This is a genomic window from Streptomyces sp. NPDC006544 (assembly GCF_040611715.1).
Lineage (GTDB): Bacteria > Actinomycetota > Actinomycetes > Streptomycetales > Streptomycetaceae > Streptomyces.
Window position 1 is genome coordinate 1 of sequence record NZ_JBEXOV010000141.1, and the last position, 14,728, is coordinate 14,728.

At 70.6% G+C, this 14,728-nt stretch carries 13 protein-coding genes and 2 pseudogenes; 5 read left to right on the forward strand and 10 right to left on the reverse strand.

Annotation, left to right across the window (positions count from 1 at the left end; translation table 11 throughout):
- Positions 1 to 192 precede the first annotated feature (192 nt).
- From ABZY44_RS35035 to ABZY44_RS35050, 4 genes are all read right to left on the reverse strand, one after another.
- Entirely contained in the window at positions 193 to 2,532 is a 2,340-nt protein-coding gene (locus ABZY44_RS35035; protein ID WP_356661109.1) for a collagenase, read from the reverse strand.
- Between the two features lie 281 nt (positions 2,533 to 2,813).
- Positions 2,814 to 3,347, reverse strand: coding sequence for a hypothetical protein (locus ABZY44_RS35040; RefSeq protein WP_356661111.1), 534 nt, complete (start codon positions 3,345 to 3,347; stop codon positions 2,814 to 2,816).
- Positions 3,348 to 3,518: 171 nt separating this feature from the next.
- On the reverse strand, positions 3,519 to 4,364 hold the full coding sequence (locus ABZY44_RS35045) for a PaaX family transcriptional regulator C-terminal domain-containing protein (RefSeq protein ID WP_356661133.1): 846 nt from the start codon (positions 4,362 to 4,364) through the stop codon (positions 3,519 to 3,521).
- A 35-nt stretch (positions 4,365 to 4,399) separates the two neighbouring features.
- Positions 4,400 to 5,038: a GNAT family N-acetyltransferase gene (locus tag ABZY44_RS35050; protein WP_356661113.1), complete on the reverse strand. Its 639-nt coding sequence runs from the start codon at positions 5,036 to 5,038 to the stop codon at positions 4,400 to 4,402.
- 138 nt (positions 5,039 to 5,176) lie between these two features.
- On the opposite strand from ABZY44_RS35050, the gene ABZY44_RS35055 reads away from it, so the two are divergent.
- Positions 5,177 to 6,256: an alpha/beta hydrolase gene (locus tag ABZY44_RS35055; protein WP_356661115.1), complete on the forward strand. Its 1,080-nt coding sequence runs from the start codon at positions 5,177 to 5,179 to the stop codon at positions 6,254 to 6,256.
- Between the two features lie 177 nt (positions 6,257 to 6,433).
- On the opposite strand, the gene ABZY44_RS35060 is transcribed toward ABZY44_RS35055, so the two are convergent.
- Positions 6,434 to 7,738: a pentapeptide repeat-containing protein gene (locus tag ABZY44_RS35060; RefSeq protein WP_356661117.1), complete on the reverse strand. Its 1,305-nt coding sequence runs from the start codon at positions 7,736 to 7,738 to the stop codon at positions 6,434 to 6,436.
- 76 nt (positions 7,739 to 7,814) lie between these two features.
- The gene (locus tag ABZY44_RS35065; RefSeq protein ID WP_356661119.1) at positions 7,815 to 8,639 is read right to left on the reverse strand and encodes a serine/threonine-protein kinase; all 825 of its coding nucleotides are present in this window, start codon (positions 8,637 to 8,639) and stop codon (positions 7,815 to 7,817) included.
- A 217-nt stretch (positions 8,640 to 8,856) separates the two neighbouring features.
- Here ABZY44_RS35065 and ABZY44_RS35070 point away from each other — a divergent pair, with 217 nt between their 5' ends.
- Complete coding sequence (locus ABZY44_RS35070; RefSeq protein ID WP_356661121.1) at positions 8,857 to 9,231, forward strand: VOC family protein; 375 nt, start codon at positions 8,857 to 8,859, stop codon at positions 9,229 to 9,231.
- Positions 9,232 to 9,253: 22 nt separating this feature from the next.
- Here the strand turns inward: ABZY44_RS35070 and ABZY44_RS35075 are convergent, their stop codons facing one another.
- Positions 9,254 to 9,403, reverse strand: coding sequence for a hypothetical protein (locus ABZY44_RS35075; RefSeq protein WP_356661123.1), 150 nt, complete (start codon positions 9,401 to 9,403; stop codon positions 9,254 to 9,256).
- Between the two features lie 327 nt (positions 9,404 to 9,730).
- Complete coding sequence (locus ABZY44_RS35080; RefSeq protein ID WP_356661125.1) at positions 9,731 to 11,284, reverse strand: MFS transporter; 1,554 nt, start codon at positions 11,282 to 11,284, stop codon at positions 9,731 to 9,733.
- 107 nt (positions 11,285 to 11,391) lie between these two features.
- Here ABZY44_RS35080 and ABZY44_RS35085 point away from each other — a divergent pair, with 107 nt between their 5' ends.
- Entirely contained in the window at positions 11,392 to 12,117 is a 726-nt protein-coding gene (locus ABZY44_RS35085; RefSeq protein WP_356661127.1) for a TetR/AcrR family transcriptional regulator, read from the forward strand.
- A gap of 301 nt (positions 12,118 to 12,418) precedes the next feature.
- Complete coding sequence (locus tag ABZY44_RS35090) at positions 12,419 to 13,645, forward strand: cytochrome P450 (RefSeq protein WP_356661129.1); 1,227 nt, start codon at positions 12,419 to 12,421, stop codon at positions 13,643 to 13,645.
- 90 nt (positions 13,646 to 13,735) lie between these two features.
- Here ABZY44_RS35090 and ABZY44_RS35095 read toward each other — a convergent pair.
- Positions 13,736 to 13,914 (reverse strand): annotated as a pseudogene (locus tag ABZY44_RS35095) (CsbD family protein).
- A gap of 234 nt (positions 13,915 to 14,148) precedes the next feature.
- Here ABZY44_RS35095 and ABZY44_RS35100 point away from each other — a divergent pair.
- Complete coding sequence (locus tag ABZY44_RS35100; RefSeq protein ID WP_356661131.1) at positions 14,149 to 14,310, forward strand: hydrophobic protein; 162 nt, start codon at positions 14,149 to 14,151, stop codon at positions 14,308 to 14,310.
- Positions 14,311 to 14,608: 298 nt separating this feature from the next.
- On the opposite strand, the pseudogene ABZY44_RS35105 reads toward ABZY44_RS35100, so the two are convergent.
- Positions 14,609 to 14,728, reverse strand: a pseudogene (locus tag ABZY44_RS35105) (RdlA protein); the annotation flags it as partial.

A 14,728-nucleotide genomic window follows, 5' to 3' on the forward strand; every position in this document is an offset into this window, starting at 1 on the left:
AGGTCACGGTCGACGTACGCAACTCCGTCAGCGACGACGAGGAGGCCGGCAAGGAGTCCTTGGCGGCGTCCGAGCCTGCCGGCTCGTACGAGGGGCGGGGCGCTCCGCGCCGGGCGGTTCCCTGCTCGGCGGATCCGCTCCCGCCGGGCCCCGGCCGTCCCCGGGGGGACGGTCGAAGCCCGGCGAACCGGCTCACTTGGACTGCGTGGAGAGGCTCACACCGCCGAAGCCCTGCGTGGCGGCGAGGCTGAAGTAGACCCAGCCGGACGGCGGGTTGTCGATCGTCAGGGTCTCGCCGTTGCCGGCGTTGGTGGACTTCGCCACGTAACTGCTGGTGGTGGCCCAGGTGCCGCCGCCGTAGTACAGGTCGGCGTTGCCGGTGCCGCCGCTGCTGGTGATGGTCAGCTGCTTGAGGCCGGCCGGCAGGTACACGAAGTGGTAGCTGTAGTTGCCGGTGGCGGCCGTGAGGCCGTCCCGGCGGCAGTTCTTGTCGAACTGACGGGGGTCGCTTAGGGTGCACAGCGGGGTGGACGGGGCCGTGGCCGCGTCCGGCAGCGGGCCGCAGTCGCTGGTGGCGCAGGTGGTCGTCAGCCAGGTCGCGAAACCGGCGTCGTAGCTGGTGCCGATGTTCTGCTTCAGGAAGGTGCGGGCACCGTTCCAGTCACCGGCGCGGTACTTGCCGAGCACGGTCTGGATGTCGGCGGGGTGCGCCTGCAGCATGTAGCGGACCGCGAGGAAGCCCCAGCGGTAGACCCGGTTCGAATTGACGTCCGGGTCCTCGTCCTGGCCGTAGACGGTGTCGAAGAGGTCGCTGAGCTTGTACGTGTTCTTGCCGGCCTCGGCGATCGCGTCGGCGTTGCGCTCGTTGCGGTAGCCGAACGAGATGTTCTCGGCTATGCCCTCGACCCACCAGATGGTCGGCGTGACGATGCCGGCCTCGAAGTCACCGGCCATGTTGTAGCGGCCGTCGAGGTAGTGGGTGTACTCGTGGTTGAGGTTCCAGATCTGGAAGTCCGGACGCAGCCAGTGGGCCTCATGGGCGATGAAGCGGGCCTGGTTGCCGGCGACGGCCGGGTTGCCCTCCTCGTACATGCCGCCGTTGTCCACGTCGATGTTGTAGATGGCCCAGGCGTACAGCGAGTAGTTCGTGTAGTCGTCGAAGACGACCACCTCGAGGTTGGTGTTCAGGTCACCGGGGATCGCGCCCTTGTCGCCGATGATCCGGTGGAAGTAGGCGTCCTGGTTGACCAGGCTGGTGCAGGTGTTCTCCAGCTGGCCGGGGGACATGTCCTGGGCGCGGATCTTCAGACCCGGGGTGCAGGTGTGCTGGATCGGCAGGATCGCCGGGAGCACGCGCTCGCCGAGGTCGCAGATGGCGTAGGCCGCGCAGTTGCCCTTGTCGTACTGCCGCGTGTACCAGCCCAGGTTCATGGTGATGGGCGCGGTGGGGCCGACGTTCGGATAGCGGTTGATCAGGTCCTTCAGCAGCGGCCGCACGCGGTCCTTGAGCTCCGGTACGTCCAGGGCGTACCCGAGGAAGCGGCCGACGTTGCTGACGACGTCCAGGCGGTTCAGCTGCGCGCCGTTGCGCGTGATGAAGCCGGCCCAGGTGGTGAGGATGGCGGGGTCGGCCTTGAGGGCGGCCCGCCAGCCGCGGGCGTCGTTCTTCGCCTTGAAGCCGTTCTCGACGACCCACTCGACGTGCTGCATGGCGAGGTTCATCTGGCCGGGCCAGGTGCCGTCGTAGCTGCCGAGCATCCACTTGACGACGCCGGCGTACCGGCCGGCCTCGTGGGTGCTGTCGATCAGCGTGACGACCTCGTTGAGGATCTCGCCGTTGGCGTCGGTGACGTCCTTGCTGCGCGGGGAGGCGAAGAAGGCGTCCAGCGCGCCGCGCGCCGCGGTGTCCAGCGCCGTGCCGTAGTCACCGACGCTCGCCTGGTTCTCCTGCACGTAGTAGCCGGCGCGCAGGAACAGCACCAGCTGCCCGACGGCGGCGCTGTTGCTGCCCGTGTAGGTGGCGGAGGCGTCGCGCAGTGCGTTGGCGACGGTCACCATCTGGGGCTCACGGAAGGCCTTTTGGGCGTTCTCTCCGGTGAGGTTGAACAGCGGGTACGTACAGGTGATCCGGGGGAGTGCCTTGAGCTGCTGGACCAACGCGCTGCCCGTGGCGTTGATGACGCCGGAGAGGTCGCCGCACTCGTCCGCGGCGGCCGCCGAGGACTGCTTGCCCGCCTTGACGTCCGCAGCGGACGCCGGAGCGAGTGCCGGAGCGGGTGCCGGGGTGGTCTCCTCGGCACTGTCCTGCGAGGAGATCCGGAAGCGGGAGCCGTTGCTCATCGCATCGGGCGACTTGGGAACCGGGATCGACCGCGGCGCCGAGGCCGCGGTTCCCTTCGCACCCGCCGGGGTGGTGGCGCCGACGGAGGCCGCCTGACTCTGTGGAGTGAGCAGACCGAGGGCGATGAAGACGGCCGCGCCGAGTGCAGGAAGTCTGCGCGCGTTGGCCTTCGATATCCGGAAGGGATGCATCTGTGGGGGCCTCCGGGGCCGCTGTGGCCGCGTGCTGGGGACACGGGCAGTTGATGTGTGACATGTAAAATTTCACATGTCGCATCTTGCCGGAAGGGTTTCGGCCATATTGCTGGCCACCGCAACGGAAACGTTGCCGACATACACGGCCGGGTCTGGGCCAACCGCCCCCGCCGGCCTCCGGGTCGGGCGGCCCGTGCGCCGCCGTCGTCACGCCAGGCCGGCGGCACCGGGTCCCCGTTCGGCCGTTCGGTGGTTCGGTCGTTCGGCCGTGCCCGGGACTAAGGCCGTGCGGACGTCTGCCTGCGGGACTTCCTCACCCAGGGGCCGAGTGCGAGCGCGAGGACGACGGCGCCCAGCACGAAGTAGAAGTCGAGGGCGCGTCCCGACCACTGCGCCCAGGCCGAAGTGGCGTTCTCCCGCTGGTCGAACATCCCGTACGGCATCGCCCCCGTCAGCCGCAGACATTCGTCGACGGCCGTCGCCGCCCCGCGCAACACCAGGAGGGGCATGCCGATCCACGCCCCCGCACGGACCGTCCAGGCGGGTACGAACGGACGAGGCGGACCTGTCGTACGGTGGATCACACCCATGGCGACGCAGCAGATCGCGATGACGATCGCGTTCGGGAGTACGCAGCCGATGCCGCTGTCGCCCGAGCCCGGGTCGACGCCGGCGCCGTACCCGCCGTTGGAGACGATCGCGAGGACGTGCATCAGCGCGAACCCCGCCACCCAGGTGTAGGCGGCGGGCACGACCCACGCCGGTCGCGCCGAACCTGCTGTGGACGTGCCGGTGCCGGGTACGCGGACCATGGGGGCAGCCTCCTCGGAGAGATGGACACCGAGAACGCTAGGGGCGGGCCAACCGCCTTGCGTCCGCCCGCAGTCGGGTCCTGGGCCCCGGAGTTCCCCCGGCAGAGGGAGCCGTGTGCGCCCACAGGTGGACGGGGAGCGGCCGGGCGGATCCTGGACGCCGTCCCGCCTTCAGCGCGTGGCCCGGTCGGCCGCCTCTCGGGTGATGTCGGCGTAGAGACGGAAGAGGGCGGGGCGGGGTTCGTCGCCCTCTCGTTCGTGCAGGGCCGCCCAGCACCGGGCGATGAGGTCCCGTGCCTGGGCGCCGGGCCAGGGCCGGGGCAGGAGCTGGGGCGGCAGGAGCGGGTCGGGCTCCATGGCGCGGGTGAGCTCCGCGGCCAGTTCGACCGCGATGGTCAGGAGCGCGGCCGGGGAGAGTCCTGCGGGGTCGGTGAGCCGGGCGAGACGGGGCCGGGCGATACGGCTGAGCCGGTGGTAGCGGTCCGCGATCTCCTCCAGGCACCACAGGCGGCGGGCGAGTTCGACAGGCTCCCGGGCATCGCCCCTGCGCAGATCCGTCGTCGTGAGGAGGGTGAGCCCGTCCCGCGCGCCGAGGCGGCCGGCGGCTTCTTCGACGTACGGTTCCCACGCGTTGGCGCAGACGTACAGCCCGCCCTGGAGCGGGGCGCCCCCGAGGTGGACGAGCGTCTCCCGCAGGGCGTCCCGGGCCGTGCGCGCCGATTCGGGCACCGCGAAGGCGGCCACGTGCCAGACACCGTCCCAGGGCGCGAGCCCGGCGTCCTGCCGGAAGGCGTGCCGGACGAAGTCCGCGTTGGGCGCGAGGGCCCGCGCGGTGTCCGCGGTGGCGTGCAGCTCCGCCTTGCGCCCACGGCCCTCGTGCGTGAACCGGCCCTCGGCCACGAGGCGTTTGACGCACAGCCGCACCTGCTGGTCGCTCATGCCCAGCGTGTTGGCGACGGTGTACAGCTCGTCCGCGCCGACGCTGCCGTCCGCCCGGATCAGCGCGTGGACGAGCATGCGGGTGGGGACCTCGACGTGGTCCGTCCCGGCGCTCACCGTTCTCCCGCCCCGCTCGTCGCGACGGCGCGGTGCATGGTGGTCACCGCTCCGAATCCGAGCAGCCCGCGCAGGTACGGCGTGTGCTCGGTGCGCCCGGCCGTGAAGCCGCGCCGCTCGTACAGGGCCCTGGCGCGCGGATTGGTGTCGATCACGTCCAGTCTGATCTCCCCGCAGCGCTGCTCCGCCGCGACGGCGGCCACTTCCTCGAGGAGCAGACTCCCGACGCCGCGGCCGCGGAGGGCCGGGTCCACGGCGATGCCGTCCATGACGAGCTGTCCGGGGGACGGGTGGCGCTCGAACAGGGCGAGGAGCAGGAGTCTGTGCAGTCCTCGCACGTGCCCGTACGCACGCAACACGGCGCGGGCCGATCCCCCGGTGAGGGCGCGCCCTGCGAGCTGGTAGCCGGCCAGGCCGACGAGTTGCCCGTCGAGGAGCGCGCACACCGCGCGATCGGCGTTCAGGTGGGCGGCGATGAAGGGCACCGCCTTGTCCGGCGGGTTCAGCGCGGGGCCGAGTTTCCGGCCGAATGCGTCCCAGTACAGCTCGGCCGCCCGCCGTTCGGCGCCGGCCGGTACGCCCCGCCGGACCGTCACCGTTCCCGTGCCGGTGTCCCTCGTCGCGTCCCGTGTCATCCCGGTTCCTCCTCCTCGCTGCAAGCCCGACCCAAAAGCTATCATCCCCATGACGATCGTGAATGTAATGATAGATATGGTCAGGTGCATCTCCGAACCGACATCCGAACCGACATCCGAACTGAGGCGGTCAGCTCCATGAGCCCGAAGACCCCACCCCCACGGCGTCGCGGGCTCCGCACCGTCGTCTGGTCACTCGTCACCGTCCTGGTCCTGGCCGCGGCTCTCGGCGGTGTGGTGCTGTGGCAGAACTCCTACGACATGGACGAGCAGCGGGTCTCGATCCGACACGGTGACCACACCCTCAACGGTGTACTGGCCACACCCCGCGACGGCCGCAGGCGCCACGGCCTGGTCGTGTACGTCCACGGCGACGGCCCCGTCGACGCCACCCATGACGACGGCTACGAGCCCCTGTGGGAAGCGAACGCCAAGGCCGGGTACGCCTCCCTCTCCTGGGACAAGCCCGGCGTCGCGGGCGCACCGGGCGACTGGCTCCGCCAGTCCATGGACGACCGGGCCGACGAGGCGGCCGCCGCCATCGCCTGGGCGCGCGCCCGCGCCGACATCGACGGCGACCGGATCGGGCTCTGGGGCGCCAGCCAGGCGGGCTGGGTCCTGCCGAAGGTCGCCGCCAGGACGCCCGTGAGCTTCGTCATCGCCGTCTCGCCCGCGATCAACTGGCTCCGGCAGGGCCGCTACAACCTCCTCGCCGAGCTGCGCGCGGAGGGCGCGTCCGAGGCCCGCACCGACGAGGCGATCGCCAAGAGCGACACGACCCGGCTGCTGCTGGAACGCCAGGCGGCGTTCGAGGAGTACGTCAGGGCCATGGGCGGCGACGCGGACGGCATGACCCCCGAGCGCTGGCGCTTCATCGCGAGGAACTACACCGCCGACGCCACGCAAGACCTCCGCGCCCTGCGCGGCGTACCGGTTCTGCTGACCCTCGCGGGCCACGACATCAACGTGGACACCGCGGACACGGAGCGCGTCTACCGCGAAGTGCTGGACATGGGCGGGGCGTTGACGGCCGAGAGCTACCCGGACGCGACCCATTCGATGGTCAAGCAGTCCCTCGAGCAGTCGGACCTCAAGATCACTCTGACCGCGCTCCTCTCGCCCCGCTCGCTCTTCGCGGACGGATTCCTGGAAGGCCAGGGCCGGTTCCTGAAGGGCCTTCGAGACGGAGGACCGGCAGGCAACCGCACCGCCCCCTGACCGGAGTGCCCACGATCCGTCGGTGATCTGGTGCCGGAGGTGGTCGTAGGAGCTTCGACCAGCCCGCCGATCTCGCCGGCGCCGTGCCGCTTCTCGGCGCCGGCGATCTGGCGCCGACCCTGCCTGGAAGACGACGCGCCGATCCAGTTTTCGGCGCCGACGCGGGCCACAGGCAGTTCAGTGCGATCCGCCGTCGGCCGGCCGGAGGCGGCCCCATCGGACGTTGGCGTCGCTGAACTGCGCCTCGGCGAGGGCGACCCGGCCCCCGTTCACCTGGGCGCGGACGAAGGAGACCATGCCGCCGCTGAACCTGGCGTGGCCGAGCGAGACGGTGCCTCCGTTGAAACGCCCGTGATGGAAGGTGACCGTGCTGTCGGTGAACTGTCCGTAGTCGAAGGTGATGTCCCCGCCGTCGAACCGGGACGCGTAGAAGCTCACCGTGCCGCCCGTGCACTCCGCGTCGTCGAGGGCGACGGCAGCGCCCGAGAAGTGGGCGTGGTCGAAACTCAGCGTGCCACCGGTGAACCTCGCGCGACGGAAGGCGAGCGAACCGTCCTCCAGTCGCGCGCGGCTGAAGGTGACCGTGGCGTTCTCGAACTGTGCGTGGTCGAAGCCGACCGTGCCGCCACAGAGCCGTGCCTCGTCCATGGCGAGCGTCGTCCCGCCGCTGAGGTGCGCACGGTGAAACGTGACAGCGCAGGGACCGAGCAGCGCGCCGCCGAAGGAGAGCGCGCTGCCGTTGAAGCGCGCCTCGTCGAAGCTGACCGATCCGCCCAGGAAGCGGGCGTCGTCGAACGTGACCGCGCCGGCTCCGAAGCGTGCGCCGTGGAAGGTGACCGAGCCGTCGAGGAACACGGCTTCGTCGAAGCTGACCAGTTCTCCGACGAAGTCGGCGTCGGCGAAGGAGACGCTGCCGCGAAACCGGCAGCCGGAGAAGTCGCCCCCGTCGAGGACCGCGCGGGTGAGATCGAGAGCGCACGTCGACCAGGAAGCGTCTCCCGGCGACTCCTGGAGGTGATCGCGGATGACCTTGATGATCGTCTGCCGTACCTCCCGTTCTCCCCTCTTGTACTGGTCGGACTCCGGGTTCCCTTCATAGGGCATGCGCAGATAGGCGCACAGGACGTCCACGCAGACTTGGCGTTGCTCCACCCAGTCGTCGGCCAGCCGGGCCATCGCGTACACGCCGGCGAGGCGTACGGCGGATCCTTCGTGGCCGAGCTGACCGGCCGCGGTGCTGTAGCGCTCGGCGAACTGGGTCGCGTCCGCGCGGTGGGCGTCCCCTTCGGCGATGCGCTGCTTGCGGTAGGCGTACACACCGGCGAGCACCGCACCGAAGACCGTCAGGATGGCGATGCTGAGCCTGATGCCGTCGGGAACGGCCAGGGTCTGCGCGGGTTCCGTCAGCCGGCGGACGAGCCAGTACGCCACGACGCCGGCCGCGCACACCACGACCACGGCCAGACAGACCACGAGCCACACGGGCCAGAGGTCCGGCGCGTACCGACCGCTCGTATGCCGCCACCGGCGCGGCCACCAGCGTCCCCGGGGCATCCTTTCAGCCCGCCCGACCGCCCGTGGCGGCGAACAGCTCCGCCACGAACTCCCGGCACGAACCGTAGCGGTCCTGAAGGGACTTGGCCATCGCCTTCGCCATCACACCGTCGACGGCGGGCGCGAGGTCCGGACGCCGTGCGGAGAGGTCCGGCGGCGCATCGTATTGGTGCGCCCACAGCAGCGCCATGCCATCGTCCCTCTGAAACACGGGCCCACCCGCGAGGGCCTCGTAGACCACGCAGGCGAGGCTGTACAGATCTCCCCGACCGTCCACGGGGCGGCCGGAGATCTGCTCGGGGGACACGTAGTCCAGGGTGCCCACGAACTCGCCCACCGTAGTGAAGGACGCGTCGGCCAGCGTTGGTTTCGACATCCCGAAGTCACTGAGATACGCGTAGTGGGGATCGTCACCGACGTTGGCCAAGAGGATGTTGCCGGGTTTCACATCCCCGTGGACCAGGCCGTGCTCGTGCGCGGCGTCGAGCGCGGACGCCACCTGTGCGCCGATGCGCAGCGCACCCGTCACGGGCAGCGGACCGTCCCGGTCCAGGAGAGCCCCCAGGTCCGGCCCGGCCACGTGGCGCATGGCGATGTACAGGACCCCGTCGGCCTCTCCGGCTCCGAAGATCGGCACGATGTGCGGATGATCGATCGCAGCGGCCGCGCGTGACTCGTGGAGGAAACGTCGACGGATGGCGTCGCTGCTCGCCAGGTCGGGGGCCAGGACTTTCAGGGCCACGGTACGGCCCAGCCGTAGGTCCTTCGCGCGGTAGACGGTGCTCATTGCCCCGCGGCCGATCTCACACTCCACCTGGTAGCCGGCCATCTGTGTACCGAGCTGAATGGGCTGATTCCGGACCACCTGCCGAACGTAGCATCCGGACACCCGGGGGCGACGCATATGGACGAGGGCGGCGCTGCGGTTCAGGGGAGAGGGGTCGGCCGGCCGCCTCACGAGCGCGGGGCATACCGCTCGGGGCGGCGGGTACAACCCCTCCCGTGGGGGAGGGGCGGAAGCGGCTGACGGACGAGAGGTGTCGCAAGTGATGCGAAAGCTGCAGTCGATCGCGCTGGACTGTGCCGACCCGGTACGGCTGGCGGAGTTCTACGCGGAACTGCTGGGCGGCCACGTGGTCGCGGACCCGGAGGACCTCAGCTGGATCGACGTGCGCGGTTTCGAAGGAACGCCACTGGCCTGCCAGCGGGTGGAGGGCTACCGGCCGCCCGAGTGGCCCGGCCAGCAGCAGCCCCAGCAGATGCACCTGGACTTCGACGTGGACGACCTCGAGGCGGAGGAGAAGCGGGTGCTCGCCCTCGGCGCGACCGTGCTGGAGCGCACGGACCAGATCCGTCCGGGGGCCAACTGGCGGGTCTACGCCGACCCGGCGGGCCATCCGTTCTGCCTCTGCCTCCACTGAGGCAGAGGGCGCGGGGCCTGCGTCAGCCGTCCGGAGGGCCGGGCAGCCGCCGGAGCTCCAGCAGGGCCACCGCGATCTTCACTCCGGTCGAGATCGTCAGGGCCTGCAAGAAGGGCATACCCATGAGCCACAGGGCCACCATCATGACCGTGAGCACCAAGAATGCCGGCAACAGGTTGGTTCGCCTGATCGCGGTCCGCAGATGTGCGGCTCTGCTGCTCCGCTGATCCCCCGTACCGATCGGGCGCGCGGCGACGCCTTCCTCCTCTGCTCGCGGCATGGGCTGCTGCCTCTCCCTCGTGTTGGGCTCCGGCCACGAGTCTTGGGCGCACCCCCGGTGACTGCCACCGGTGCGACGCGTCCCCGCCGCCATCCGAGGTACACGTTCACGTCACCGGGCCAGGTGAGCGGGGGGAGGCCTCGGGCGACCACCCGCAGCCCCACCTGCCGGCGCCCGAACCGGCCGCCCCGGGCCGGGGACCCGGGCGAGTCCCTCCGCCTACCGCCGCGCCGCTCGCGGTCGCGGGGCCGGCTGAGCGACGGCGGCCGACGGGAAGGCGCCCCGTCGCGGTCGCAGGAGGAGCGCGACGAGGAGCGCAGCGGCTGCCAGGGCGGCGCTGCCGCAGCGGAGCGCCACGTGCAGGGCGTCGATAAAGGCGGCGTTCACGGCGTCGGCGACGGCGTCGGGGACGGGGACGGGCAGGCCGCCGGTGTCGTCCGGCGCGGTGCCGGGCAGGTGGAGGCCGAAGTCGGCGGGCGCTCCCAGCCGGTGCAGTGACTCGGTCAGGGTGGCGGTGAGGCGGCTGCCGAGGACGGCCCCCAGTGCGGCGACGCCGATGACGCCGCCGAGTTCGCGCAGGGTGTTCAGGGTCGCGGAGGCCATGCCGGCCCGCTCGGGGGCGACGCGCTGCATGACCGTGATGGACACCGGAGTGAACGTCATCCCCATGCCGAGGCCCATGGTGAGCAGCACCCAGACGTACTGCGGATAGCGGGCGTCCGCGCCGTAGAGCGAGAGGGCGCCGAGCGCCGTGGCGCACAGGGCCAGGCCGGTGACCAGAGGAAGGCGGGCGCCGTGGCGCGAGGTGAGCGTGCTCGACAGGGGTGCGGCGACCACGATCATCGCGGTCATCGGCAGGCCCGCCCAGCCCGCGTCCGAGGGGGACCAGCCCATCACGTCCTGCATGAGCAGCGGCAGGAAGAACGCGGCGCCGAACATGCCGAAGCTGGTCATGAAGCCGCTCACCGCAGCGCCGGTGAGCACCCGGTCCCGAAAGAAGCGCAGGTCGAGCATGGGATCGGCGCCCCGTGCCTCGACCGCGACGAAGGCGGGCAGGGCCAGTGCCGCGACGGCGGCGAGGGCGAGCACCCGGGTGTCGGTCCAGCCGCGGGCAGGCCCTTCGACCAGCGCGTACACCAGCGCGCCGAAGGCCAGCGCGGAGAGCGCCTGGCCTGGCAGGTCCAACCGCTTGGTACGGGTCGCGAACTCGGGAAGCACCCGGGCTGCGAGCAGCAGACCCGCCACCCCGATGGGGACGTTGATCCAGAAGACCCCGGCCCAGCCGAAGGTCTCCACGATCGGCCCGCCCAGGACCGGGCCGACGGCCAGGCCCAGGGCGGAGACGCCCGACCACAGGCCGACGGCTCGGGCCCGCTCCCTCTCGTCCGTGAAGACGTGGCGCAGGATGGACAGACTGCCCGGCGTGAGCAGTGCCGCGCCGAGGCCCTGGAGCATCCGTGCGGCGATCAGCGTGCCGGTCGAGCCGGACAGGGCCGCCGCCGCCGAGCCCGCCGTGAAGACCGCCAGGCCGGTGAGGAAGATCCGCCTGCGGCCGTACCGGTCGCCCAGGGTGCCGCCGGTGAGCAGCAGGGCCGCGTAGACCAGGCTGTAGCCCTCCACCACCCACTGGAGTCCTGTGACGCCGGCGTGCAGTTGCTGCCCGATGCGGGGCAAGGCGTTGTTGACGATGACGTTGTCGAGCATCGCCATGAACATCGTGGCGCACAGGGTGGCGAGCACGAGCCCTTTGCGGGGGGCGGGCGGCTTCCTCATCACACTCCCTAACAGTGTTAGTCAGTTGTTCGGTGCGGCTAGACTGCCCCTAACGCTGTTAGATGGCAAGCGGGATTCCCGAGGGAACCCGAGGGCGGAGGTGGCCAATGGCGGGAGAGGGAAGCGCCGATGACGGACCGGCGCAGCCGGGTCTGACCCGTCAGACGATCGCTCGGGCGGCCGTGCGGGTGCTGGAGCGCGAAGGCGTCAAAGGCCTTTCGATGCGCAACGTCGCCGCCGAGCTGGGGGTGAAGGCGGCCTCCCTGTACTGGCACGTGCGCAACAAGGAAGAGCTGCTGGACCTGCTCACCGACGAACTCATGGCCGACGCCGAGGCGCCGCCCCGTGAGGGCGACTGGCGTCTGCAGTTGCGCGAGTACTGCGTGCGCTACCGTCGGCACCTGCTCGGCAAGCGGGACGCCGCCAAGGTGGTCGCGGGCCGGCTCGCCCCGGGCCCCTCCCTGCTGCGCCTGATGGAGGACCAGCTCGGCCGTCTGCGGGAGGCCGGCTTCTCCGACGCCGACGCGGCCATGATCAGCTACCTGCTCGGCGCGTTCGTCCAGGGCTTCGTGCTCCAGGAACAGGGACCCATCTCGGCGTCCGAGGCCATGGGTGCCAGCCGCCAGGAGGCCGCCACGGCGGTGGGGGAACAGTTCCGCCGGCTGCCGCCGGACTCCTTCCCCAGCCTGGTGGCACTCGCCGACCACCTGACCGGCCCGTCCATGGAGGACCGCTTCTCGTTCGGCCTCGAGCGCCTCCTGGACGGACTGTCCACCCTGCTGGAGCACGTTCCCGATGCGCGGAGCGAAGGGACGGGCGCACCAGCCGAGTGACCGTCCGCGGCGTGTTCACCGACGACGGCCACTTCGTCCTCCACGTCGTCCACTTGGCCCACGTCGTCGAGGGCGTACCGGTCGGCCGTCGCCCCTGGCACCTCTTGGAACGCCTCACGTCACGCGAGGCCGGGGGCCGTGCACGAGGATGCGTCGAAGCCCTGGCTGCGGCACACGGTGTGGTGTTTCCTGGACAGGGCTCAGCCGCGCCGACCCCATCGACCTCAAGGCGACCCGCAGATGGTGCGGTGGACGGCCGGCGGAGTCGGCGCAACGGAATCGAAGCCGATGGGGGAACCCCATGACCGCCGCCCACGACGCTCCGGACATCCTGTCGCAGGAGTTCGCCGACAACCCGTACCCGACGTACCGGGCCCTGCGCGAGAGCGCGCCCCTGGCCTGGCACGAGGCGACGCAGAGCTATCTCGTCTCGCGCTACGAGGACGTCGCGCGCGTCTTCAAGGACAGGGAGTCGCAGTTCACCACCGACAACTACGCCTGGCAGGCCGAGCCCGTACACGGGAAGACCCTCCTGCAGATGAGCGGCCGCGAGCACGCCACCCGGCGGGCGCTGGTGGCACCGGCCTTCCGGGGCAACGAGCTACGGGAGAAGGTCGTTCCGCTGATCGAACGCAACTCCCGCGAACTGATCGACGCGTTCCGCGGCGTCGGCTCCGTCGACCTGGTGAGCGGCTTCGCCTCCCGCTTCCCCATCTCCGTCATCGCGGACATGTTCGGGCTGGACCGGTCGGGCCAGGAGCACATCGGCGGCTGGTACCGGGCCTTCGTGGCGTTCATCGCGAATCTGTCCGGTGACCCCGAGTACGCCGCGGCCGGCGTGCGGGCCCAGACCGAGTTCGCCGCGTACATGTTGCCGATCATCAGGGACCGGCGCAAAAACCTCGGTGACGACCTGTTGTCCGCGCTCTGCACCGCTGAGGTCGACGGGGTGAGCATGAGCGACGAAGACATCAAGGCGTTCTGCAGCCTCCTGCTCACCGCGGGCGCCGAGACCACGGACAAGGCCGTCGCCAGCCTCTTCTCGAACCTCCTTGCCCACCCCGAACAGCTCGAGGCGATCCGGCAGGACCGCGGACTCATCGACCGTGCCGTCGCGGAGACCCTGCGCTACAGCCCGCCGGTTCACATGATCATGCGACAGTCCGCCACCGAGGTCCGGACGACGGGCGGCACCATCCCCGCGGGAGCCACCGTCACCTGCTTGATCGGAGCGGCCAACCGCGATCCCGGGCGCTACAGGGCCCCGGACCGGTTCGACATCTTCCGCGACGACCTCACGACGCCCACCGCCTTCTCCGCGGCGGCGGACCACTTGGCGTTCGCGCTCGGACGGCACTTCTGTGTCGGCGCCCTGCTGGCCAAGGCCGAAGTGGAGATCGCCGCCAACCAACTCCTCGATGCGATGCCGGACCTCCGGCCGGCCGACGGGTACGACCCTGCCGAGCAGGGTGTCTTCACCCGCGGTCCGAAGTCCCTGCTGGTGGAGTTCACGCCGGCCGCGGGCTGAAGGATCACGGCGGGCACCTGCAAGCGCGGCGCGGCCCCCGACCTCGAGGCCTCGAGGTCGGGGGCCGCGTGCGGTGGTGGGCGCTGTGCATCAGGGCTTGTGCTTGAAGACGTCCTTGATCTTTTCCTTGGCCTCGCGGGCATCGCCCTTGGCCTGGTCGGCGCGGCCCTCGGCGGGAGGCGTTCGTTGCCGACGGCGCGGCCCGCGGCTTCCTCGATCTTTCCCTTGGCCTGCTCGCCCTTGGCCTGGCTCTTGTCCTCAGCCGACATGACCATCACTCCCCAAGAATCGGAAACAGCCTTGCGCCAGGTCGTCTGACCCGTTGGGGGAGTCTCAAACGTAGCGGGGGAGCCTCCTGCAAACAGGGGCGGCCGCGCCGCGTGAGGGGTCCTGACGCACGGGCGGCACTTTCTGCTTCCCCCCTGCGCCGATGAGAAACAAGAAGATATCGCATGCATGCTCGGAGAAGGCCGGGGCATTCGACTGCTCGGAGGTTGATAACTATGGTTCCCCTGCTTCTCGTTCTTCTGCTCGTTCTGATTCTGGCCGGCGCCGGTTTCGCCGTGAAGATCCTCTGGTGGGTCGCGATCGCGGTGCTGGTGGTCTGGCTGCTCGGATTCGTCGCCCGGCCCAAGAGCGGCAGCGGCCGTTGGTACCGCTGGTAGCGGCGGCTCCTGTCCGGTGACGTGCTGGCTGCGGGGTCCACCCTCACCGTGGGGGTGGACCCCGCGGCGTTGGACTCGACTACGAACGCAGTCGCGCTCCGTCGCTGACGAGGTCCGCGGAATGCGTAAAGCCCCTGTCCGGTCGGACGGGGGCTTTATGCGGAGCTTGCGCCCGGCTCGGCGGCCTCGCGGCCGCTGCACGCGTGGGGGAGAGGTCGTGGATCCGGGTGGAGCAAGCCGGGGTCCCGTGGGCACTCGTGCAGGCGTCGTCGGAGACCCCGGCTCGTAGAGGGGAGTGTCAGCTGTTGGCGGACACGTTGCCCGACAGGACCGGGATGTTGTCCAGGATGTGCGAGAGCGGCTCGTCGCCCTTGGCCTGGGTGGAGTTCTCGGTGCACTGCTGGTTCTGCGGGTTGGA